21 protein-coding genes are annotated in these 20503 nt (G+C 37.8%); 18 read left to right on the top strand and 3 right to left on the bottom strand.

What is annotated here, in order from left to right:
- Nucleotides 1-9 precede the first annotated feature (9 nt).
- Genes H5182_RS14055 through traN form a run of 5 tightly spaced genes read left to right on the top strand, consistent with a single transcriptional unit; the run spans nt 10 to nt 6499 of the window.
- Complete coding sequence (locus H5182_RS14055) at nt 10-513, top strand: S26 family signal peptidase (RefSeq protein ID WP_024597522.1); 504 nt, start codon at nt 10-12, stop codon at nt 511-513.
- Nucleotides 500-1921: a TrbC family F-type conjugative pilus assembly protein gene (locus tag H5182_RS14050; protein ID WP_182758957.1), complete on the top strand. Its 1422-nt coding sequence runs from the start codon at nt 500-502 to the stop codon at nt 1919-1921. The genes H5182_RS14055 and H5182_RS14050 overlap by 14 nt, the downstream gene beginning before the upstream one ends.
- A complete protein-coding gene (locus tag H5182_RS14045) occupies nt 1918-2064 on the top strand; it encodes a hypothetical protein (protein WP_158000904.1) in 147 nt (48 codons plus the stop codon). The genes H5182_RS14050 and H5182_RS14045 overlap by 4 nt, the downstream gene beginning before the upstream one ends.
- Entirely contained in the window at nt 2064-3314 is a 1251-nt protein-coding gene (locus H5182_RS14040) for a TraU family protein (protein ID WP_182758956.1), read from the top strand. The genes H5182_RS14045 and H5182_RS14040 overlap by 1 nt, the downstream gene beginning before the upstream one ends.
- Nucleotides 3314-6499, top strand: a complete 3186-nt coding sequence (traN, locus tag H5182_RS14035) for a conjugal transfer protein TraN (protein WP_182760192.1) — start codon at nt 3314-3316, stop codon at nt 6497-6499. The genes H5182_RS14040 and traN overlap by 1 nt, the downstream gene beginning before the upstream one ends.
- 77 nt (nt 6500-6576) lie before the next feature.
- Here traN and H5182_RS14030 read toward each other — a convergent pair whose 3' ends face one another.
- Genes H5182_RS14030 through H5182_RS14020 form a run of 3 tightly spaced genes read right to left on the bottom strand, consistent with a single transcriptional unit; the run spans nt 6577 to nt 7975 of the window.
- Nucleotides 6577-7461, bottom strand: a complete 885-nt coding sequence (locus tag H5182_RS14030) for a hypothetical protein (protein ID WP_259398310.1) — start codon at nt 7459-7461, stop codon at nt 6577-6579.
- A gap of 53 nt (nt 7462-7514) precedes the next feature.
- The gene (locus H5182_RS14025) at nt 7515-7745 is read right to left on the bottom strand and encodes a hypothetical protein (RefSeq protein WP_182758954.1); all 231 of its coding nucleotides are present in this window, start codon (nt 7743-7745) and stop codon (nt 7515-7517) included.
- Complete coding sequence (locus H5182_RS14020; RefSeq protein WP_182758953.1) at nt 7742-7975, bottom strand: hypothetical protein; 234 nt, start codon at nt 7973-7975, stop codon at nt 7742-7744. Before H5182_RS14020 ends, H5182_RS14025 begins: the two co-directional genes overlap by 4 nt.
- 113 nt (nt 7976-8088) lie before the next feature.
- Between H5182_RS14020 and H5182_RS14015 the strand changes: the two genes are divergently transcribed.
- The 13 genes from H5182_RS14015 (at nt 8089) to H5182_RS13955 (ending at nt 20327) form a co-directional block, all read left to right on the top strand.
- A complete protein-coding gene (locus tag H5182_RS14015; protein ID WP_182758952.1) occupies nt 8089-10005 on the top strand; it encodes a UvrD-helicase domain-containing protein in 1917 nt (638 codons plus the stop codon).
- A 1668-nt stretch (nt 10006-11673) separates the two neighbouring features.
- The gene (locus H5182_RS14010) at nt 11674-12306 is read left to right on the top strand and encodes a hypothetical protein (protein WP_182758951.1); all 633 of its coding nucleotides are present in this window, start codon (nt 11674-11676) and stop codon (nt 12304-12306) included.
- A 54-nt stretch (nt 12307-12360) separates the two neighbouring features.
- Nucleotides 12361-12666, top strand: coding sequence for a hypothetical protein (locus H5182_RS14005; protein ID WP_182758950.1), 306 nt, complete (start codon nt 12361-12363; stop codon nt 12664-12666).
- Nucleotides 12667-12800: 134 nt separating this feature from the next.
- Nucleotides 12801-13844 carry an AAA family ATPase gene (locus H5182_RS14000; RefSeq protein WP_024590307.1) on the top strand — a complete coding sequence of 348 codons (1044 nt, stop codon included), beginning with the start codon at nt 12801-12803 and terminating at the stop codon, nt 13842-13844.
- A 38-nt stretch (nt 13845-13882) separates the two neighbouring features.
- The gene (locus H5182_RS13995) at nt 13883-14434 is read left to right on the top strand and encodes a hypothetical protein (RefSeq protein ID WP_182758949.1); all 552 of its coding nucleotides are present in this window, start codon (nt 13883-13885) and stop codon (nt 14432-14434) included.
- A gap of 14 nt (nt 14435-14448) precedes the next feature.
- On the top strand, nt 14449-14682 hold the full coding sequence (locus tag H5182_RS13990; RefSeq protein WP_182758948.1) for a hypothetical protein: 234 nt from the start codon (nt 14449-14451) through the stop codon (nt 14680-14682).
- Between the two features lie 116 nt (nt 14683-14798).
- Entirely contained in the window at nt 14799-15890 is a 1092-nt protein-coding gene (locus H5182_RS13985; protein WP_182758947.1) for a DUF3150 domain-containing protein, read from the top strand.
- 177 nt (nt 15891-16067) lie between these two features.
- Nucleotides 16068-16241 carry a hypothetical protein gene (locus tag H5182_RS13980; RefSeq protein WP_182758946.1) on the top strand — a complete coding sequence of 58 codons (174 nt, stop codon included), beginning with the start codon at nt 16068-16070 and terminating at the stop codon, nt 16239-16241.
- 132 nt (nt 16242-16373) lie between these two features.
- A complete protein-coding gene (locus H5182_RS13975; RefSeq protein WP_182760191.1) occupies nt 16374-17501 on the top strand; it encodes a toprim domain-containing protein in 1128 nt (375 codons plus the stop codon).
- Nucleotides 17410-17742 (top strand): 2Fe-2S iron-sulfur cluster-binding protein, encoded by a 333-nt coding sequence (locus tag H5182_RS22645; RefSeq protein WP_404936218.1) that lies wholly within the window; start codon nt 17410-17412, stop codon nt 17740-17742. The genes H5182_RS13975 and H5182_RS22645 overlap by 92 nt, the downstream gene beginning before the upstream one ends.
- Nucleotides 17743-17902: 160 nt before the next feature.
- On the top strand, nt 17903-19594 hold the full coding sequence (locus H5182_RS13965; RefSeq protein WP_182760190.1) for a hypothetical protein: 1692 nt from the start codon (nt 17903-17905) through the stop codon (nt 19592-19594).
- Between the two features lie 32 nt (nt 19595-19626).
- The gene (locus tag H5182_RS13960) at nt 19627-19977 is read left to right on the top strand and encodes a hypothetical protein (RefSeq protein WP_182759099.1); all 351 of its coding nucleotides are present in this window, start codon (nt 19627-19629) and stop codon (nt 19975-19977) included.
- 92 nt (nt 19978-20069) lie between these two features.
- On the top strand, nt 20070-20327 hold the full coding sequence (locus H5182_RS13955; protein WP_182759098.1) for a hypothetical protein: 258 nt from the start codon (nt 20070-20072) through the stop codon (nt 20325-20327).
- The last annotated feature ends 176 nt before the right edge of the window (nt 20328-20503 follow it).

Genomic DNA, 20503 nt, shown 5'->3' with positions numbered 1-20503 from the left:
GCGAACTAAATGAAAAAGCATGTTCCAGCAATTCTTGTTGCAGTTTCATTCATATTTTATTTTTTATATTTTTCTTCTCGGTACACGCTGGCTTACCCACCGGGGCACAGTGCGTGCCTTAATGCGTCTTTTTTTCTGATAGATAAGTGGGATACAGACATTGAACAAGGCGATTTAGCTTATTTTGAAATGAATGTTGAAAATCAATTCTACCCAACGGGTTTACGTTGGATCAAAAAAGTTGCTGCACTGCCTAACAGCGTCGTATCAGTCGAGGAAAATAAAGTTGTGGTAGACAATTTAACAGAGTTTCCTTTGTCACTAAGCCACATCATAACCGCATTAAATTTAGCTGATAACAGTATTGGCGAAATTGAAGATTATACAAAAGTAATTCAACTTGAAAATGATGAAGTATTCATGATTGGAGAGACTATTAACAGTTTTGACGGGCGCTTTTGGGGGCCTCTAAAGAAAGAACAAATAAAAGGAACAGCTTATGCGATTTTCTAAATTGATGACTTTAATCGTTGTTTTATCATGTGGCGCTCACGCACAAACTGCAGAAGAACATGCAGCAAAGGTAAAACAAGATGCAGCCAATGCAGTCAAATCAATTGATCTTAACAATTCCCCGTTTGAAATTCCTGAAAGTATGAAGGAAAAATTTAGACAAGCTGCTCAGAATAAAGGTGATTTTGCTCTGCCAGATAGCAGTAATAGTGCTATGCAAGAGATGACACCTGCGCAACGTGAACAAATGAAAGTAGCGGTTGATAATGTTAAAGCTAGAACAGAAGAAATGAAGGCAAAGGGTTGGTTAGACGCATTTGATAAAGAAACGGTGAACAAGCAAGTTGAACAATACCGAGCGTCTGCGCATATGCTTAGTGAGCAATCCACCAGCTCTCTTGAGCGTGCGTTACATGAGCATGCTGGACTAACAAAGGAACAAGCTAGCCACTTTAATGCAAGTGCTGACACACCAAAATCACGCCAAAATGAAGCCAATGAAAAAGCTATATTTATTAGTTTTTCAATGGACAGAGAAACAATAAAAAATATTATCTATTTAGCCAAAAAGGAAGGAGCTGAGGTCTATGTAAATGGGCTACACCCACAACATAAAATGGTTAATGAAACGATGATGTTACTGCGCGAAATTGTGCAAGGCATCGAAGAGCCCCCTATTGTTCGCTTTAACCCAACTGCCTTTAAAAAGTATGATGTAAATTCAGTACCTACGATTCTTTATCGTGAACTTGATAGATATATCATTGCCTCGGGTGTGACTAGCTTTGATTGGTTAGAAATGGAATATAAAAATCAAAATGAAAGCGTAAATTACGGTGTAACAGGCCCTGTTAGCCAAGTTATTGAAAAAAGCATTATTGATGAAATGAAAGAGCGCATGGCTAATTATGATTGGAAAGCTCAGCGTAAGCGCACAATAGATAGTTTTTGGTCACGACAAGATTATACCCCACTCCCTAGAGCCACCAGCACCGAAGAATGGTTAATTGATCCAACAATATCGGCATCAAAAGATATAAGCACACCGCGTGGCGAACTGATTGCTAAGCAAGGCTCAGTAATGAACCCACTTAAAGGCCATGGTGTTGGCTTTACGACAGTTATATTTAATGCGACTGATATTAAGCAAGTTGAATGGGTGTCGAAAAAGTTAAATGAAATGAATACGGTTGGCCAACTGATGTTAATCACCTCACAAGTGAGTAAGCAAAAAGGTTGGGCACATATTGAAGCACTACAAAATCAGTTTAAACAAAAAATATTTTTAATGCCAAAAGAACTGGCATCTCGATTCCAACTATCCGCCTTACCAGCAGTCGTTAAAACTGATTTACAAAAATCAATGCTACACGTTACACAATTCGATATTAATGAGGAAGAAAAATGAAAATTATACCCGCTTTATTTTTCGTGGCCGTCGGTATTTGGATAACTTACACATACCCTGATGTTGCCAAGCAAGCATACTCTTACATCGTTGTAGGTGTTAACTGGGCGCTCGCAATGCTCAATGATTTAAGGGGGGCTTAATGTCATTCTTTAATATTAAAAACCGTTACAAAAGTGGAATGACCAAAAAAATAATGTATACAGCATTATTCTTTTTAGCACTTATAGCTTGTACGGCAAAGGCTGAAGATGTAATTCCTAGCGGCGGTGGCACTGCTACAAGTACCGACGGTGTAGGTGCTTCATCTGTGATTTGTGAAGATGCAAACTTATTTACGAGTGTATTTACAGGCATTTGCTGGGATTGTTTTTTAGATAACGTTTCATTACTTGGTATTGGTAATCCTCCAGACGGTGCAGCGCCCCGCTCTCCCATTTGTGCGTGTGAAGATAGAGCCGGTGTTCCTCAGATTGGTTGGCCGCTTGCATTTTGGCAGCCACAACGAGTAATTGAAGTTACAACGATCCCTTGGTGTAGCGGTGGTTTGGGAGGTATTAGGTTGCAAAATAGCTATGAGGGGCTTGGTCATTCAAACGAAGCGCCTAAAGATGGCACACGCTCTACGAGTGGCTTTTATCAATATCATTACTATTCATACCCAATAATGGTGATGCTACAAATGTTTGTTATGCCTTCATGTAGCTCTGAATATGTAGACTTTGATTTAATGTACCTGAGCGAAATTGACCCATTGTGGCACAATGATTTACTTGCTCTTCTGTTAAATCCAGAAGCAATTATATTTTCAAATCCAATTGCACAAGCTTATTGCTCTTTAGATTGTGTTCGCGCAACAGCTGATGCACCGATTGAGTCCTCATTTCCTTGTGCCGGTTGTGATGGAAACTTATACCCGTTAACAGGCTTTGTATATCCTCAACCCGACCAAGTAGCAGCAACGTCATTAATATCGCAAAGAGCAATTGCTTCACTGCATCGTAAAGGTTTAGCTAGAAAGACTATGGGGCCTGAAGCTCAATGCGAGCCTACGTGGGCACCAATGACACCTAGATCTCAATATAAATTCTCTATGCTGTATCCAATACCTGAGTCAAGCACTACACCAGTACCTAATTTTGAAGTAGATGATGAACTCACTGGTCCCGATTCTATTCAAGCAAAAGCTGGTGAAGGTGAAAGCATAGAGGCGTATGAAAACTGTTGTCATCCTATGGGAATGTCTACAGCGCGTTGGTGTGTCCCCGTTGGGGGAAGGAAACGACCAGGTAAAGATAAAACGTTTTTATACCTAATTTGGAACTATCGTGATTGTTGTGTAAGAGATTTACCCGGTGGTGGTGGTTCTGGCGGCACAGAGGGTGGTGAGTAATGTTAAAAAATATAGGAGTCTATGGTTCACTTATCATTTCTACGATGCTAGTAAATTCTAGTGCGTTAACGGTAGGTATGCTTTTAAGTACATACTCAACATCAAGTTACGCTCAAGATGAAGACAAAATACTAAAGGACTTAGACAATAAGTACGATATTAGTAATCCGTATCGCCATAATTTAGAAAGCAAAACCTATGATTTAGCGCCGCGAGCTTCAAGGGATATGACAAGCCAGCTTGAGACTATGATCATCAAGTCTAACTCAAGGACAAACACGCTTGATATAAAAGGTACGACAGGCGCAAATGCGGATATGACAACGGCAGTGAAGAATGCAAATGCCGTTAGCTCTACCCAAATAATGCCCAGTGTTGACCCCACCACAAATGACGTAAATGTTAAGTTAAACAAAAGCCGAGCTTTTGAAACGTACCGCGATTCAAGTGGTGCAATCAAAGTAAGGCTTAAACCAGGGGCAGACTCTTCACTTTCACCTGTAAGCGTATCAGCAGATGAAATATATTCTTCTGAATTAAATCACGGACAAACAAAATGGGAAGGTGAAGGAACGTATGAAGATGAAGATGCCTTTTATCAAGCTGGCCGTGATTCTAATGCTAGACTGAGTTCAGCTGCTAATAATACAGGTGAAGCCGTTGCTTATCGAACTGTAATTAGTAATGCCCAATCGGGCGCACAACAAACTGTGCCTGATGCAATTATGTCTCAAAGCTATGCAACCTTAGATGAATTAGAAACTGGCGGCGCAGGATTTTTTGATTCTTGCGGGTCTACTACTGTCGCTAAAAGTGGACAATTATACGCCCCAAATATTCAAGAAAAATTTTGTCAAAGATTACAAAAAGACAATCCATTTCACTGTGAGGTTGAAAGGAAGTTAAGAGTTCCAGTTGTGGTTGAAGGCCAAGAGCTAACAAGTTGTGGAGTTGGATGCTTTCAATTTGAAATAGGTGAACATAAAAATAACTATCTAAATCCGCCTGGTTCATGTGGCGTTTTTGAATTCTCTAAAAACATAACCATGAACTTAACGGATGGTATAGAGTTAGATAGCATTTCTGTTGATGGCTACGTCGATGATCATATTGAGTTTGAGGTAGATAATAAACTTGCGTTCTCTTTTGTTGATGGAGCTGATTCCTACACCCGACCTTTGCCTGATGATACCTATAGCAATTGTGAAACCGGTCGTAATATAGATAAAGGACGGTGGTATTACTCTGGTGATAAAACGTTTGGATTTAAACGGCATATTAAAAGTGGTGTAAAGAAGACATATAAAATAGGGTGGAACATTTTGGTAGGTGGCAATGGTGAATATTTAGCTACTATAAAATTACGTTTCAAAGACACTACAGGCGAAGGCTTTGGGCAATTGCTTGATGATTACCCAAGCGGCTGTTACAACGCAACAGGCTTAACATTACCGAGTAAAGTCCCATTAGATGTTGGCGGCCGAATACCGAATAAGATACTCAATAATCCGAGTGAAATTCCAAGCAATTCTTATTGTAAGTTTGAAAAATACATGACTATTAAAGGTGGATCAGATGGGTGGGATGATTATTACTTAGATGCTGCAGGACCATTTTACAATGGAGATAGTGAAAATATATCGTGGAGAGTCAACTTGGATGGATATAACTGTGATCCATTCAAAGGTGAAGTGGTATGCACAAATGAAGAGCAATCAGATGGTTCAGTTGTCAAAGAGTGTAGAACATGGGATGAAATAAAATCATCAGGCGGTACGTGTGAAGCTTATGAAGAAAAAGATGAATGCGTCGAAATCAAAACTGAGTGTACAGATGGTTTTACCATTGACGGTTGGAATTACTGCGTAAATGAAACAGTAACCTATGAGTGTGACACCGGTCATGACGTTGACTTTGAATATGAGACAACTGAATCATCATGTGAAGGCATGTTGCCATGTTCAGGTGGTGAATGTAGCTGGGGCGAAAAAGAAGAAAATGAAAATTTCCTTAAAGCAGCGGCCATAGCAAACGTTATGGAGCAAATACCAGGTGAGGCTTCGTGCGAAATACCGGGCGATTTATCAACATGTCGAATCTTTGAAGGTGAAAGGCAATATTGCTCATGGGCTACCGCTTCAGACTGGGGTAATGATTGCTGCGAAGCGCCAGAAGGAATCGATTTTCTTGATTACCTAAATATGACACAAATGATGCTGAAGTTTGAAAATCAGCAAATGGGTGGTGTATTTTCAGAACCAGCTACCGAGGCCATTAATGGTGCATGGACTACTGTATCGGATACAGTAACTTCTACAAACGCTTGGCAAAGTGTAAGTTCATTTTATACCAGCGCCGTTGAAACCGTTACTGGAAATGTTGCAACGGCTGTGCCGGGAGCTGCGAGCGGTTCAGCAGGAGCAGCAGCTTCAACTGTAGCTGAAGCAGGTTTAGGTCCAATGACACAATATATATACCAACTAATTTATGATGCTTTACCAGAAGAGTTGGGTAAACTTATGTTCTCAACAGCTGCATCTACTGAGGCGGGAAGTGACGCGGTTGTAACTGGTTTAAGTGATGGGATGGCAAGCGCAGCTAATTTTTTAGGTGCGGTAATGTTTTGGTATTCTATGTATCAACTAGCACAACTCGTTGGTTCACTATTAACTGCATGTGATGAAACTGATAGTGATACAGCCCTTAAACTTGAAATGCGTCAATGTTATGCTGTAGAGGATAAATATTGTGCTAAAAAAAGCCTGGGTGTTTGTTATATGAAAAGGCAGGATTATTGTTGTTATGGCTCTATTTTAAGTCGAATTGTTATGGAACAAGCTCATGTATTGCTGAGTAAAGATATGACTGAGTGCTCAGGGTTAACGCATGAGGAATTACAAGCACTAGACTTCAATCAAATAGATCTAAGTGAATGGATTGGCGTAATGATTGAGTCAAATTTAATACCCGAGTCGAATCAAGATGATTTAAGCGCTGGTGGTAGGTATGAAAACACTGAATACAGAGAGACACCCACTGAAAGGACTCTACAAAGAACAAGCAATGCAGCTGAGGGAGCAAAGGCTATTAAGGAAAAAATGAACGAACCATTAGATTGTTCAAAGTACCCGCGTCCACAAATTTGTGAGTTCGGGTTTACACTTGGTAGTGAGGAAGGCGGCTGATATTCGTTAGGGTGAAAAAATGCCAGCCTTAATAGGCTGGCAACTAGAGTAAAATGAATAACTAATTTAGAAATATATTAGTTTAATTTAAAAGAAGAATTTTCTTTAGTGAATAAATGCATTGTATTGTTATGGATTACGTAAGGGGCTGGAACAGTGTATTTAACCCCACTACCCCAACGACCGAATGTTTGTGGTACTACCGAAAAACCTGAAGTAGCAATAGCCATATCAGTAAAACCTGCATACCCACCATGGAAAGTTACTGTAATAACACTTTTTTGTTCACCCTGATAGTCTACCTTTCCAGTTACTTCTACGTTTACTGGCGTAGAGCATGAGCCTTCGTATTCACGTTTTACGTTAATGAATTGCCCTGAGTTATTAGCAAGATCATACTTTAATTTTGGTTGCCCTGTCTTATCACACAGCGCTCCATCAAACATAAACATAAAGTTGTTATCTCTGCCGTCAGCACTAAGCCTCATAATCCCAATGTAATTAGAATTTTCGATTTTTTCAAAAGTTTTTGTTAATTCAGCTTCTACAACTTTTACTGCATCAGCATCAACATTAGGGTTATCTAAATCACCTAAAAAAACAAGCATAGGTTTCCAATTAAAGGCTCTGTCTGCTTCTGATTGAGCACCCATGCTCCCAGCTAAATCAATTAAGCCACCAGTTAGGAAAGACATAGCGTACTCTGCCCCAACTAATGCACCATTAGCTTTGAATTGCGCTTCTTCTGGTAACGCTACATCAGACAAACCTGCGGTTTTACGTGTCATTTTAGCCACATTCAATGCAAAGCTAGCATCATCGTCAAATTGATAAACTTCATTTGATTCCATTGTTATAACAGGTGGCTGAGTAGACATACAAGCTGCCAGTGAAAGCGTTGATAGTGCTAAGATTGATTTTTTTATGAAGTTCATTTTTTTAATCCAAATGTTTAATTGCATGTATTAAAACATATTTGTAGAAATAGGCTACCGATTGAAATCAATATTAGAGATTATATGAGATGTAATCGCCATAGCTCATCTATTTCAAATACTTTTTCAGTATAGGTATCTTTAATTACGCCACCAGCGGTTACTGTTATATACAGAACTCTACTAAGCCCACTTCTCTGGCGATACTTAACTGAAGCATGGCAACCAGCTACTTTGTTAATTGCTAGTGAAAGCTGGTCACGGCTATAACAAAGAAAATCCTCTTTGCCGATTGTTTGAATTTGTATCATGATTGTAATCCATCCAATACAAGACCTGCCTTAAATCGAGAAACATGACTACGCAATATATAAGACAATTTAATAAGTTGACGCTCTTGCGGTTTTGCCTTGCCACTTTCCCAATTAAGGTAATCGCTTACTTGTACATCTAATTTTATGGCAACAGTTTCTGGCGAAAGTAACTGCTTCTCTCTTTGTGATTTGATACGTCTACCAAGAATGCGACTGTATTTGTTCATATATACATTTACCCTACTTCGAATTTACAGAGGTCATTTTTACCTATTGTAAAATTTAGGCTACTGAACAGGAAATATTAGAATGCATGTTTTAGGCACTTGTAAGATTACATATGGCATTAACAAACGATCAAAACGCGGTAGTTGAACACAGAGACGAAAACAAACTTGTACTCGCTTTACCCGGAAGTGGGAAAACCCATTTATCAATAGAACTGGCCAGTGAGATTATAAAGGCTAATGAAATTAATAAACTAATAATGGTTACTTTTACTCGTTCATCAACAAAGGAAACAGAGCATCGTATTTCAAAATTGATCAGTGAAAATGACTTAATGCGAATAGATATAAGAACGTTTGCCAAATTAATACTTGACCATGCTCGGCCGTTATTAGATGGGCGTAGTTTAATAATGGGACCAACACACGATTCATTTAAACGCCGTGCAGTAGGTACGGATGAAAAAAATCTACAATTTATAGATACTCAATACCCTGTAGAATATTTAGAATCGAATGGGGATATTGGCGAGCTTTCTGAAATTTCAGTAAAATATCTTCAAGCACTTTGGCAGTACAAAAAAGTAGATTTAACAACATTAAGTATAGAGCTTATTTTTGCACTAAGAGCTAAGAAAATTGAGCCTTTAGACTTTACTCACATGCTGGTGGATGAATTTCAAGATACGTCAGCAATAGAATATGCTTGGATAAAAGAGAACAAAAAAGAGAATAGATCCTTTACGGTCGTGGGAGATGATGACCAAGCCATCTATTCTTGGCGTGGCGGTTTCGGTTACAAAAACATGGTTAAATTCCAAGAAGAATTTAAAGCCAAAGCTTTTCTTTTAAGTATTTGCTTTAGATGTGCACCAGAGATATTGGCGTATGCAGCAGAGCTTATTGACTATAATGTAGAGCGAATGCCAAAAAGCATGAACTCTGCAAAAGATCCGGGTGGCAGAGTCGTTTTCAAAGATTATGCACGTTTAGATATTGAAAAAGCGCTTAAAATTGATCCAGAACGTATCCACCAATACAAAAAGGAAACTGTTACAAATAGAATCGTACCAAGTGGATTATCTTGGCATTACCGCAGAGCAATTGAAAATTATCTTAACCTCATTAATCAAAAAGTGTACGCCAATAAACCTGATAAAGTAATTATGAGTAAAACTTCGGTACCGTTTGAATGCCAAGGCGTAGTAGCACTAGAAATAGCTCAAAACCCAAAAGGCTGGGCTGTGCTAGCTCGAACTAATAAGTTATTGGATTTGATGCAGGAAGAATTAGTTTACTTAGATATTCCTGTTGAGAGGATTGGTGGTAAATCTATATGGGAGTCACCATTGATTGTTGGTTTAGTTAGTTTATACAGAAGCTTATCGAACCCGAAAAGCATGGTGTTTATTGATGATGCACTTAGCTTTATAGGTGTACCGAATAATGTTATTAGTGAAACCCATAAGCATGTTGTAGAAGTTGGCGATATAAATAAGGTTAGCTCACTATCATTGCCAGAAAACAAAAACCTAAGTATTTATTTGGACTTGGCCAAAAACATACCCAGTAATGACGATGAAGAAGGAATAGATGAGTTTATCAGTAAAGTTTTTAATATTGCGTCAGTAATATCAAAGGATCACGAACGCGCGGTTAATAAGCTACGGTTAGTTTCAGACCGACTACAAGGTTATAGCGGTTCACTAAGAATGAGGGTTTCAGCCTTGATTCGACTCATGCAGATGAAAGACGAAATAGACCATAGTGATAAAGATAAGGTGATACTGGCCACCATGAATGGCTCTAAAGGACTCCAGTGGGAAAAAGTATGGGTAATAGATGTTGAAAAGAATAGAGTGCCAACAAAATTTAGAGGCGATAGCGACAATGAGGACAGTAAGTTAGCATTTTTAGAGGAAGAAAGGCGTTTGTTATACGTGGCGATCACTAGGGCTGAGTCACTATTACATATAAGCTATCGCCAGGGTAAGCACTCGCAATTTATTGAAGAAATGCAGCCAGCTTAGGCGTTTCTTTAACGGAAGTAGTCTTTTTTCAGCGAGGTCAGAAAACCATTTGGCCTTGCTTCAATTTTTTAAATAAAAAACAGTACAAGCATTGTAAAAAAAGTAAATGCGTTATATATTCGAAATTCGCTACGGCGACAAACCCTTTTTCGCTACGGTGAAAATAAATCGCTACGGCGATAAACCCCCTTTCGCTACGGCGAAAATAAATCGCTACGGCGATAAACCTCTTTCGCTAAGGCGATAACTCTTTTCGCACCTGCGAACGGTTTGGCTAAGCCAACAAAATGAATTTAAATAAGAATACCAATCCCCCTCCCCCAGTGAGCATTAGCTTATCTGGTATTTTTCATGCTTAAAATTTATTGAAAACATAACTGCCTAGTTATGTCCTTAATAATTTTTACCGTTTTTTTAACTGAAGTTTTTAACTTCGACTCCTTGCATGGAGTATAACCCTTAGCGGCTTTACATCCCTGTATCGCGACGGTTCAACCTTTTTAGGTCAATGAATCATATGCTACGGCATCAACCCCAAACCCAACCAAATAGTCCTGCTATTTGTAAATTAAAAAAACGGAGAGTAACCACTCATGCGAAAACTTAAAAAAAGCGCACTAACCCCTAAGGCAAATAAAAACATCTTTAGTAATTTTTTCAACCTCGTTGGATTAGTTAATAAATGTATTTATCTGCCGACCTATTTAGTTTCAAAACTTTTTCATAGCGAAAATTTCTTTGGGCGACTCGTAGTTTTGTTTATCTGGCTTTTGAATGTAATATTTTTAATGTTTATTTCATCTACCATGACAAGCACAACAGGCTTATTAACCAATCTTAGTAACTTTATTGTTTCGTTTGGTCTTTTAAGTGCAGTTCCCGTTTTAATTATTCAATTTAGAAAAGACTCTTTTTAAGTTTAATCCCTTAAATCGTAACTAAATAAACCCAAGGCAAATAAAACACCATTAGCAACCCATTCAACCACGTTGAATTTGCAAATTTTTGTTCGTAATGCCTACCTAGTAACCGTACTTTAAACCGTAATTATTTATTTGAACCACTCGTTGTATTGCTTATATTGATTTTGACTGTAATAATTTTTTATTCCTTTCATACTTTTCAATTAACACTACATGCTTACTAACTATCCTTAACAATTCCCTTGTTTTGCTTAGTTTTTAATTCTGGTTTTAATTTATTTCTGCAATTTCAAAGTCACTTTTTAAGTTTAATCCCTTAAATCGTAACTAGATAAACCCAAGGCAAATAAAACACGATTAGTAACCGATTCAACCTCGTTGGATTTTTTCGCTAATACTTTTATTTTCCACACATTTTAGTTAACTCACTTTCATAGCAAATATTTATTAAATCACTCGCTGTACTGATTATCTTAATTTTGACTGTAATATTTATTTATTCCCTTCATTACTATCACTATCGCTACGCACTTATTAACTAACCCTAACAATATTTATTCTTTTGTTTTGTTTAGTCCTTTAAGTTTGGTTTTGTTTATTTGTATTTTGAAAGTTTTCTTTTTAAGTCCAACCACTTAAATCGTAACTAAATTTAACCCAAGGCATCAGCCTAAACCCTACGGGAGTATTTATTCACTCCTTTGGGGTGCATGTACTCCCGTTTTTTATATCCCGGAGAGTAACCATGCAAACCCATGCAAAGAAAAATAAAGTTAACCACCTAGACAAAATTGAATGCGTTTATCGTATACAAAACCACGGCTCTACTATTAAAGCTTGTGCTAAACGTTTTGGTGTTACTGATAAAAAAGTAATTAGTTGGCTTTCGATGCACGAAAAAGGTGAACTTATTAAGCAACATGCTCAGTGGTCACCAAGTTGGAATAAAGAAAATGTAATTCAACACCCGTTGGATTTAGATATATTGCAGGCAATTAAGCGGGGAAATCCCACTTATGAAGACTCAATTATCTCTTTGTTCGATCCTGAACTTGATGCAGTTAACTGTATATCTCATGTTGAATGGCAAGATGAAGAAATCGAAAAGCTATGCTTATGGATGGTTGATCGTTCTTTAGAAATTCTGCGTGATGTTGCTGTTGATAGTGAAGACTTAATTGTTGAGCTTGAGTTCGTTAGTTCTAACTATTTTGCATTAATTTGTAAAGCGTTTGGCTTTGATCATGTTGAACTCCGTAAAGGAATTTATCATGAACTTAGACTTCGCGGCGTAAATCGATTTGCATTAGAAATGTTAGAAATATCATCTGTATATACTCGTTCTGGAGTTACTTATGTTCCTAAAAGTGAATACTAAGCATTCTCTAAACAATGTACTTACATGTGTATTTGCAATAGATGGAGATATTCAATGAGAGATTTATTATTTAGGCAATCATTTGCTTATAACTTAGTTGAAATTATCACTGCGATAGTTACATCTGAAAATCTTAAATTTAATTCATTTATTAACAATACTGATATTTTGGTTTGGATTGCTTTAGAGCAAGGTGATGTAGTTCCCCAATTATATATTAGTGAGATAGACAAAGCTTTAACTGAGCTATCAACTGATTTTAATGGGAAGTATATAGAAGCATATGCTTTAGCAGTTCAAACATATAACGAGAATTATGAAATTGATAAAATGGCTGATTCAAGCATTTACGTTTCATAATTTAACAACTGTATATAAAGTTCTAAACCCTAAATTTAATTCTAAAGATTAAATTTAAAACCCTAATCGGGGATAGTTTTCCCTGATAGGGAAGATCTATCTCCAAAAAACTTAATTCCTTTTGGAGAGTAACCATGTCAAACACAAACACGGCAGAAAACGTAACAGAAATTCAATCAGCAAAAGTAAACTACAACGAATTAGAGAAGGTCGATGCACATAGCATATTTCCTGATTTTTTCACTCCCGGTGAAAGAACTCTTACTCGTCGTAAAAATCGTCACCCTGATTGTCAAGGCTCTAACAAGTATTACATTCCGACAGAAAAGACGCTTAAACGCTTATTATCTTGGTGGATGGCGCCTGTTCAACTTCAAACTTTTGGTTTGCATGGTGAGACAGGTACAGGTAAAACTGAAATGTTACTTTTTGTAGCAGATCACTTAAATGAACCTGTATACATGGTTAAGTGTCACGGTAGCTTAATGCCAGAAGATTTAGAGGGTTCACGAGTTCTTATGAATGGTGAAACACCTTTTAATCCTGGTCCAGCTGCTAAAGCTTACGCTAGCGGTGGGTTAGTAATTTTTGATGAACTTGATAAGGTAAATCGTAACACTGGTGCTGCGATTCATGGATTACTGGAAGGTAAACCTTGGCCTATAGAGCAAATTGGAAAAACACTAACTAAACACTCATTGTGTCGTATCGTTGCCACAGGTAACACGACTGGTGAGGGTGGCTCGGAGTTCTACACTTCTTCACAGAAGTTAGATGATGCCTTACGTTCACGTATCGGTTGGTACAGAACGTATTACCCACAACCAGCACAAGAGTTAAAAATAATACAAAAGCAATTCCCTGCAATCCCATATGCTGTCGCACATAAGATGGTCTTAGTCGGTAACGAGTTAAGAAAATTACGTGTTGGTGATGATGGTAAAGGCATTGATGATCCAATCGGTTGTATTTTTAGTACACGAACATTGGTTAATTGGGCTTTTCATACGATGGTATTTGGTAAAGATGCGGAATGGCGCGAAGCCTTAGATTTCTCTATGCAAGGCGGTGTTGATAGTGATAGCCAAGAAATAGTTGATGCAGTTTTGCAGCGATTATTAGGTTTAGATCTTGATAAACCAAGTGGAGAAGTTTTTGCCTCACACGCAAAAAAGTAACACGCTCCTCCATAAAACCGGTAGCTAGTTTTTACGATATGACAGACAGTTTAGATTGTTCCGTTTTTGAAGCTCATGAGTTTCCAGACGGTTCATTTAAAGCAATGTCTATCGGAACTAATGCTAATGGAAAGAGATTATCGGTTACATTTAGTTGCGTTGGAGTATTAACTGGTCTTAATAGTATATACAGAAAAGTTAGTGATATTGAGTGGGTGGATAACAGTACGCATCTTGATGATGTTGTTACACACTTTACGATTAAACACAGCACTGAATACAAAGGACAAGAAGCGGTTGAATTAGGCTTTCTACCATGTAGACCCTCTTCGTACCCAACAGGCTCTTTCGATGTTATTACTTTAAGTAAAAGCAAAGATGAACTTTGGGCCATTGGTCACTTTAATAATGCTCTTTATGTTTTTTACAAAAAGAACAAACGTTATGGTGATTATTGGATACCGCAAATAGTAGATAGTAAAGTTTCTTCAAGAGATCGTATTCAAGAAAAGCTGGATGATGGGTATTTAACTACCATTAATAGCTTTGTGTTCGATCACAAAACTAGAAACTTAGAATATTCTAAATAATATTGGAACTATTTATGACTCGAAATATGAATAAATATTGTCCTAAATGTAAGTGTTCACCAATTGTTTTAAAAGAGAAGCAGGAAAGATGCATTCACTTTTATGTAAATCTTAATGGTAATGTTTCTGATAAAGGTGAAATTCAAGAAACACCACTTACAGGTGTCGTTTTTGCAGTATGTTGTAATTGCGATACCGAATGGAAAATTGATGGTATAACTCAGGCTTGTCAATATGCGAGCCTGTAATCAATTTTAAAATATTAAAATAGAGGCTAACACCTCAAAACCTAAACCCTACAGGGGCATAATACCCCTGAACAGGGTTGTTATGCTCCGAATTTATAAACCCCCGGAGAGTAACCATGACAACCCAAAAATATACAGTCGATTCAGCAAAAGAAGCTTCTAAACTAGCCGCAAGCAATGCCAACTTAGATATTAAAAGTGGCGCTTGTTTAATTTCAGTAGAAGTTCAAGGAGCATGTGGCGAAAGTATTATCTCTGATAGTAAATCGTTAATAGATGGACAAGTGCTCGACTCTGAGTTGCTTTCAGGTACTAAGCTACGCTGGTTCCCGAAAGAAAAGCTTAGATTTGTTAGTAAGTGTTCAGCGCAAGCTCGTCGTGCTCTTAATCAACGAGGTATTAGCTTTGCAAAAGGCGCTACCCTTGTACCAATCAGTCAATTAGATGATTTGATTACAGAGTTACATGAAATTGATACTGAGTTTAAAGCTGAAGTGCAGAACCTTAGAAGTGAGTATGAAAACACCATTGAAGACCATATTTTAAATAACAAGCCTGTAGAGGCCTATATTAGAAAATGTTCAGATGAAGCCAGCAAATTTGCTAGTCGATTCACATTCAAGGTGCACCCACCAATGGCGATTCAACCTCTTTTTGATGGTGATGAAGATGTTATTGCTGAGGAAGCTAGTCAAACTTTGTTTGATGAAATTTCCAGCGAAGCAGCTGAAATCTATCAAAAGTCGTTTCTTATGGCAGAAAAAGCAACAATCAAGAAGATGAAGCCAGTTTTCGCTCTACGCGATAAATTGATCAATTTATCTTTCTTGGATTCAACTGTTGCCCGTGTAGCTGTGCGCTTTTCAGAAGTGCTTAATGAATTACCTTTGACCTACCCTTTAATGGGTGGTGACTATCACAAAATTTGTCATTTTTTGACACTTGTAAGTGACCGATCAAAAGTAATTGCTTATGGAAAAGGTGGTGATGAGCTAAGCGAAGTTGAAGAAATAGAGGAAGTTGAAGAAGTAGCCGTTGTGGATAATACGTCAATGGCAGAGTCTAGTATAAACACTGAAGATAACCCTTTCAGTGATAACCCATTTGGAGAAGCAGTAGAACAATCAAGTAGTGATCCATTTAACTCTGAATTCATAGTTCAGCAGGAGAATGTGGCCATTGATAGTTTTGCTTTTGATGGTTGGTAATTAATTTTATCAATTGTTAGCACCAGTAAAAGCCTAGCGCTTTTGCTGGTGGCTTACTTCCTAAAAATACTTTTTTTTGGAAAGTGTTTTTAAAAATTAAGAATATAAACCCACGCGGGTACACCTACCCGCTTGGGCATGGTTGTACCCCAAATTTAGATATTTTGGAGAGTAACCATGAAAATCGATTTAAAAAAAATGCTTGAAGGTAAAACTGTAACAACAATAGTCCGTGGTGATTATGTTTTTAAAACAGTTGAACACGATGGTAAAGAAATTGTTGTAGGTGTTCGACTAGTCATTACCAATTCTTCTCGAAGAATTGAGAATAGTGAATTAGTTACTGAATAACCACCATCCAAGCTCGCTTTTGCCCGCTTGGGTGGCGAGCTTTCTTTTTACCGGGTCACGGTGATCACCAATGCACCTGAGACTCGGATGTATTGGGATCATCGTGATTTCGATATATGAGGAAGTAATATTATGAACTACAACAATTTCGACAAAATTAACCATGTAAAAGCATTAGTAGACCAAAGTGGCGGCTGGGAGAGTGTTCTTTCAAACTACCACGGGTTAGCGCAATCATTTGAAAAAGGTATTAGGCAGCAGCCTTGTCCTTTAACCGGTGGTGGCCGTACTAAGTTTAGATGGTTTCGAGACTACAGAGATACAGGTGGGGCATATCATAACGATGTAGGGCCTTTACCAGATGGTATATCTGTTGTGTCTTGGTATGTTGGGTGTTCTGTCTCACAGGCTTTAGATGAAATTATACGTATTTGTGGCGGTGACTTATCACGAGTTACTGAATCAGATGCAGCTAAAGCACAACGTAAGTATACCCAACAAAGCGCATACAAAACGTCAGAAGAGGCCTTAGCAAAAGCTAAAAAAGTTCTCAGGAACAATAAAGCTCAAGCTAAGCCAATTTTGAACACTCATGCGCATGATTACCTTCGCAATCGTGGTATTAATTCTGACCTTACTAATATGTCTGATTTGGGTTTTCATCCAAAACTTGCATATAAGGAAAGCGATGAAACCAATTGGCAGCACTTCCCCGGAATGCTTGCCATGGTACGTGATGTGAACGGTAAACCTGTCACTATGCACCGTACTTTTCTCGACACAAAACTACCGGTTAAGGCAGATATTATTCGCAGCAAAATGATTTTTGCGCCTATATCTGATGTTCGAGGCTGTTCTATTCAATTAGACCAACCAAGAGACGTAGGTTTTGGAGAAAAAGTTATAGGTATAGCTGAAGGCATTGAAAATGCACTTAGTGTTCGTGAAGCTACAGGAACTCCTATGTGGGTCGGTATTTCGGATCGTTTAATGGAAGCTGTAAAGTTTCCAGATGACGTTACGTTTGTCCTAATTTGGGCTGATATTGAACCTAGTGGGGCCGGTCTTGCTGCAGCGAATCGCTTGAAGGAACGTTTGGAAAAAGAGGGCAGAAATGCAGAAATCTTTGTACCAAATTGTCCAGAAGGTGTTGATAAAATTGATTGGAATGATGTTTATCAGTCAAAGGGCTTTGATGGTTTTCCACCAGCTCTTAGGCCTGAATTTCAACTTGATACTGGAGTTGTTATTCATGATTAAAATCATCACTTCGTCGCGTCAACATCACAGCGTACAAAGCAAAGGCACAATACTTCAGAGTCTTGAACAAGGCTCCGTTGTACACAAGTCACAGTGTAGAACTGGAATTTGTGGCTATTGTAAGTGCAAATTAAAGTCGGGTTCAGTGACTTACGTCACTGAGCCTTTAGGCTTTATGTCAAACGATGAAATCTTGCCATGTATATCAATTGCTAATGGAAATATAGAAATAGAGAACTGAAAAGGGAAGTCCTTTTTGGTCCTCTATTTTTCATTTTATTGTTTTTCTAAGCAGTAAAACGAAAAGCAGGTGATATAGAACTTAATAGCTCCGGCTATAAACCCTTAAATAAAACCCTATACGGCTTAGCCGTTAAACCCCCTATGGAGAGTAACCACCCATGAAATCAAAAAACAGAGTTATAAAAGTAGCTAGAGTATTATCAAAGTTAATGAGTGACAGAGAAGGTATTAAGGTCACTGTTAGTGGTAGTACGGCTTATAGTTGTGGTGGAAAAATTAATATTCCATTTGGCGATTTTACTGATCCTGATTATGTGTCTATGACGCATGGTTATATTGATCATGAAATTGGCCATGAAAAACACACCAGTTTTTCAATCAACTTTAAGAGTAAGTTACATTTAAATTTATGCAATATCTTTGAAGATGCACGAATGGAGAAGTTAGTTGGTTCAGAGTATCCAGGCGCTAAGTTAAACCTTGAAAAACTTGTTTTAATCGCAATTAAGAAAGGCTTATTTAGTGAACCTGTGAGTTCTGATAATCCGTTATCACTAGTATTAACATACTGCTTATATAAAGGCCGTGTACTTGGTGCAGGCAACCTTTGTCTAGATCAATATGCTGAACAAGCTTTAGCGTATTTAAAAGCAACCTATGACAATAACTTTATAGATAGTTTAACTGAAATAGTACATGGAATTACAAACACTCGTAGTACGCGTGATTGTGCAGATATGGCTTGGAAAGTTATTGAGCTTATGAAAAGTACAGATGAAAAGGAGCAAGAAGAACCTAAAAATGGTGATGATAGCGATGATTCAGAAAGTGATGAGCAATCAGACGATGAGCAATCAGATGGTGAACAATCAGATGGTGAGCAATCAGATGATTCAAGTACGGATACTAATGGAAATGAAGCCTCTGCTGAGGACCAAGAAAACGGTGATCAAACTTCACGAATCATTAAGTCAGTTATAGATGCTATCGAAGACGATAATATTGAAGTACCTGACTTTCATGAAATGATAGCCGAAGAATTGAGACAAGAAGCAGAAAACTTTAGCCCTTCTGAAGATGATTCCGAACTCCGAGATATATTTAGTAATACGTTACCTGTAACGACTAAATGGAAACTGATGGGATTACCTTTTAATAATCCTGAATTAATACCCAGTGCAGGCAAGGCGGTTTACCGTACCCTACACAGAGCGTTAATTGATGACACAGAGGAGTTGAATGGTTTTAGAAATCGTGGCCGAAAATTATCTAGCAAAAAACTAGTTGGATCGGTTTTAGGTGATGATCGCATTTTCAAAACACCGGTAATAGAAAACGAATTGAGCGCCGCTATTAGTATTTTAATAGATGCTTCAGGTTCTATGGCTCGTGGCTATCAAGAGATTGCTAACGCGGTAGCATTAGCAATGTCTAAGGGTTTGCAAAGCTTACAAGTTAAAAATGAAATTGGTTTTTACTCGTCTGAGATGTGCCTATATATAGCAAAACCTTTTAACCAACAATATATCGATGAAAAACGCTTTCAAGTTTGTTCTGATTTATACACTCCAAGCGGTGAGGCTATGAAGTCTGCATTAATGAGACTGAATCGCCAATCTGAAGATAAGAAGTGCTTATTCCTCGTAACTGATGGTAAGCCTAGTTGTCCGGGGTCATTCATTGAAGCATTAGAGCTGGCAAAGATATTGGGTATAAGTATTGCTGTATTAGGTGTAGGGATGACTAGAGATAACATAGAAGGTTTAGACGATAAATACTTTACGAATGTAGAGTGCGTTTCAAACCTTAAAACTGCGTTATCTAAAATTGTAAAATCAAACATATTTTAACTCTGTCAAAATATCGTATATAGGAGCGTGTTATGTGCGAAACAAAGTCTGTTTCGGGTTATGCAACAACGTTTGTTCATGTTGTTGCAGCTAACGTATGTGGTGAAATTATTAAACCAAGTGATTTAAAGTCATTAGATAGTGGTGCAGGTGACTTATACTGCGCTGCTTCATGTGGGGAAATAATAACGCGTACTAAGTTGAAGTATTTAGATGCATTGTTGATAGAAAACAACCCAGCATTATCGGGATTGATTTTTAATGTTTACAATGAGGCTAATGATTTCTTAGAACCAATCTATGATCTTACTGAACTAGTGAGTGACCCAGATTATTTAGCAGAACAATACGAAATATATTCTCTATCTGAATTTGAGAATTAACACCGGCAATTAAATAATTGCCTGAAACATTAACCCAGAAGGGGGTCGCTCTCCCTTTTGGGATTGCTCCCCCTCAAATATGAGGATAAGCAATGAGTAATAATAAGAAAAACTTCAACCTAATACTTGTTGAACTTGTTCTGATGGCTATATTAGTTGGTTTCATACCCAGCTTAATTGTAGGGGGTTTTGAAGATTCCTTTGGAGTTTGCATAAGCCAAGTTACAGAAGTGTGCCACCAGTTACAAATTCAAGGTTTAGTTAAGGCTATAGGAGCATTAATTTGTTCAGTAGCTGCGGTTGTCGTTTCATTTACTATTTCAAAGCAATATAACAAAGAGGACAAATAATATGGACACAAGTATTTATCAAATAGCTACGGTAATAGTGGTTTTGTTGACATTCAGCACTCTTGCTGGAGGTCTTTACTTGGTAGCCAATAGGTCCTCTAGTTGATTTTGAAATAAATCTGTTTAATTAAAGCGTCCTTTTGGGCGCTTTTTTTTTGCTTAAATTTTGCTGCCGG

The sequence above is a fragment of the Pseudoalteromonas sp. SG44-17 genome, assembly GCF_014164235.1.
In the GTDB taxonomy this organism is placed as follows: Bacteria; Pseudomonadota; Gammaproteobacteria; order Enterobacterales; family Alteromonadaceae; genus Pseudoalteromonas; species Pseudoalteromonas rhizosphaerae.
The sequence above is the reverse complement of the archived record's forward strand: the minus strand, read 5'-3'. Positions and strand labels throughout refer to the sequence as shown.

Excerpts from the sequence above, each read along its gene's own strand:
- H5182_RS13975 (WP_182760191.1), top strand. The coding sequence starts at position 16,374 with ATGAACTACAACAATTTCGACAAAATTAACCATGTAAAAGCATTAGTA.
- H5182_RS22645 (WP_404936218.1), top strand. The coding sequence starts at position 17,410 with ATGATGTTTATCAGTCAAAGGGCTTTGATGGTTTTCCACCAGCTCTTA.
- H5182_RS13985 (WP_182758947.1), top strand. The coding sequence starts at position 14,799 with ATGACAACCCAAAAATATACAGTCGATTCAGCAAAAGAAGCTTCTAAA.
- H5182_RS13980 (WP_182758946.1), top strand. The coding sequence starts at position 16,068 with ATGAAAATCGATTTAAAAAAAATGCTTGAAGGTAAAACTGTAACAACA.
- H5182_RS13955 (WP_182759098.1), top strand. The coding sequence starts at position 20,070 with ATGAGTAATAATAAGAAAAACTTCAACCTAATACTTGTTGAACTTGTT.
- H5182_RS13995 (WP_182758949.1), top strand. The coding sequence starts at position 13,883 with ATGACAGACAGTTTAGATTGTTCCGTTTTTGAAGCTCATGAGTTTCCA.
- H5182_RS14055 (WP_024597522.1), top strand. The coding sequence starts at position 10 with ATGAAAAAGCATGTTCCAGCAATTCTTGTTGCAGTTTCATTCATATTT.
- H5182_RS14005 (WP_182758950.1), top strand. The coding sequence starts at position 12,361 with ATGAGAGATTTATTATTTAGGCAATCATTTGCTTATAACTTAGTTGAA.
- H5182_RS13990 (WP_182758948.1), top strand. The coding sequence starts at position 14,449 with ATGACTCGAAATATGAATAAATATTGTCCTAAATGTAAGTGTTCACCA.
- H5182_RS14045 (WP_158000904.1), top strand. The coding sequence starts at position 1,918 with ATGAAAATTATACCCGCTTTATTTTTCGTGGCCGTCGGTATTTGGATA.
- H5182_RS14030 (WP_259398310.1), bottom strand. The coding sequence starts at position 7,461 with ATGCAATTAAACATTTGGATTAAAAAAATGAACTTCATAAAAAAATCA.
- H5182_RS14015 (WP_182758952.1), top strand. The coding sequence starts at position 8,089 with ATGGCATTAACAAACGATCAAAACGCGGTAGTTGAACACAGAGACGAA.
- H5182_RS13965 (WP_182760190.1), top strand. The coding sequence starts at position 17,903 with ATGAAATCAAAAAACAGAGTTATAAAAGTAGCTAGAGTATTATCAAAG.
- H5182_RS14010 (WP_182758951.1), top strand. The coding sequence starts at position 11,674 with ATGCAAACCCATGCAAAGAAAAATAAAGTTAACCACCTAGACAAAATT.
- H5182_RS14025 (WP_182758954.1), bottom strand. The coding sequence starts at position 7,745 with ATGATACAAATTCAAACAATCGGCAAAGAGGATTTTCTTTGTTATAGC.
- traN (WP_182760192.1), top strand. The coding sequence starts at position 3,314 with ATGTTAAAAAATATAGGAGTCTATGGTTCACTTATCATTTCTACGATG.
- H5182_RS13960 (WP_182759099.1), top strand. The coding sequence starts at position 19,627 with ATGTGCGAAACAAAGTCTGTTTCGGGTTATGCAACAACGTTTGTTCAT.
- H5182_RS14020 (WP_182758953.1), bottom strand. The coding sequence starts at position 7,975 with ATGAACAAATACAGTCGCATTCTTGGTAGACGTATCAAATCACAAAGA.
- H5182_RS14040 (WP_182758956.1), top strand. The coding sequence starts at position 2,064 with ATGTCATTCTTTAATATTAAAAACCGTTACAAAAGTGGAATGACCAAA.
- H5182_RS14000 (WP_024590307.1), top strand. The coding sequence starts at position 12,801 with ATGTCAAACACAAACACGGCAGAAAACGTAACAGAAATTCAATCAGCA.
- H5182_RS14050 (WP_182758957.1), top strand. The coding sequence starts at position 500 with ATGCGATTTTCTAAATTGATGACTTTAATCGTTGTTTTATCATGTGGC.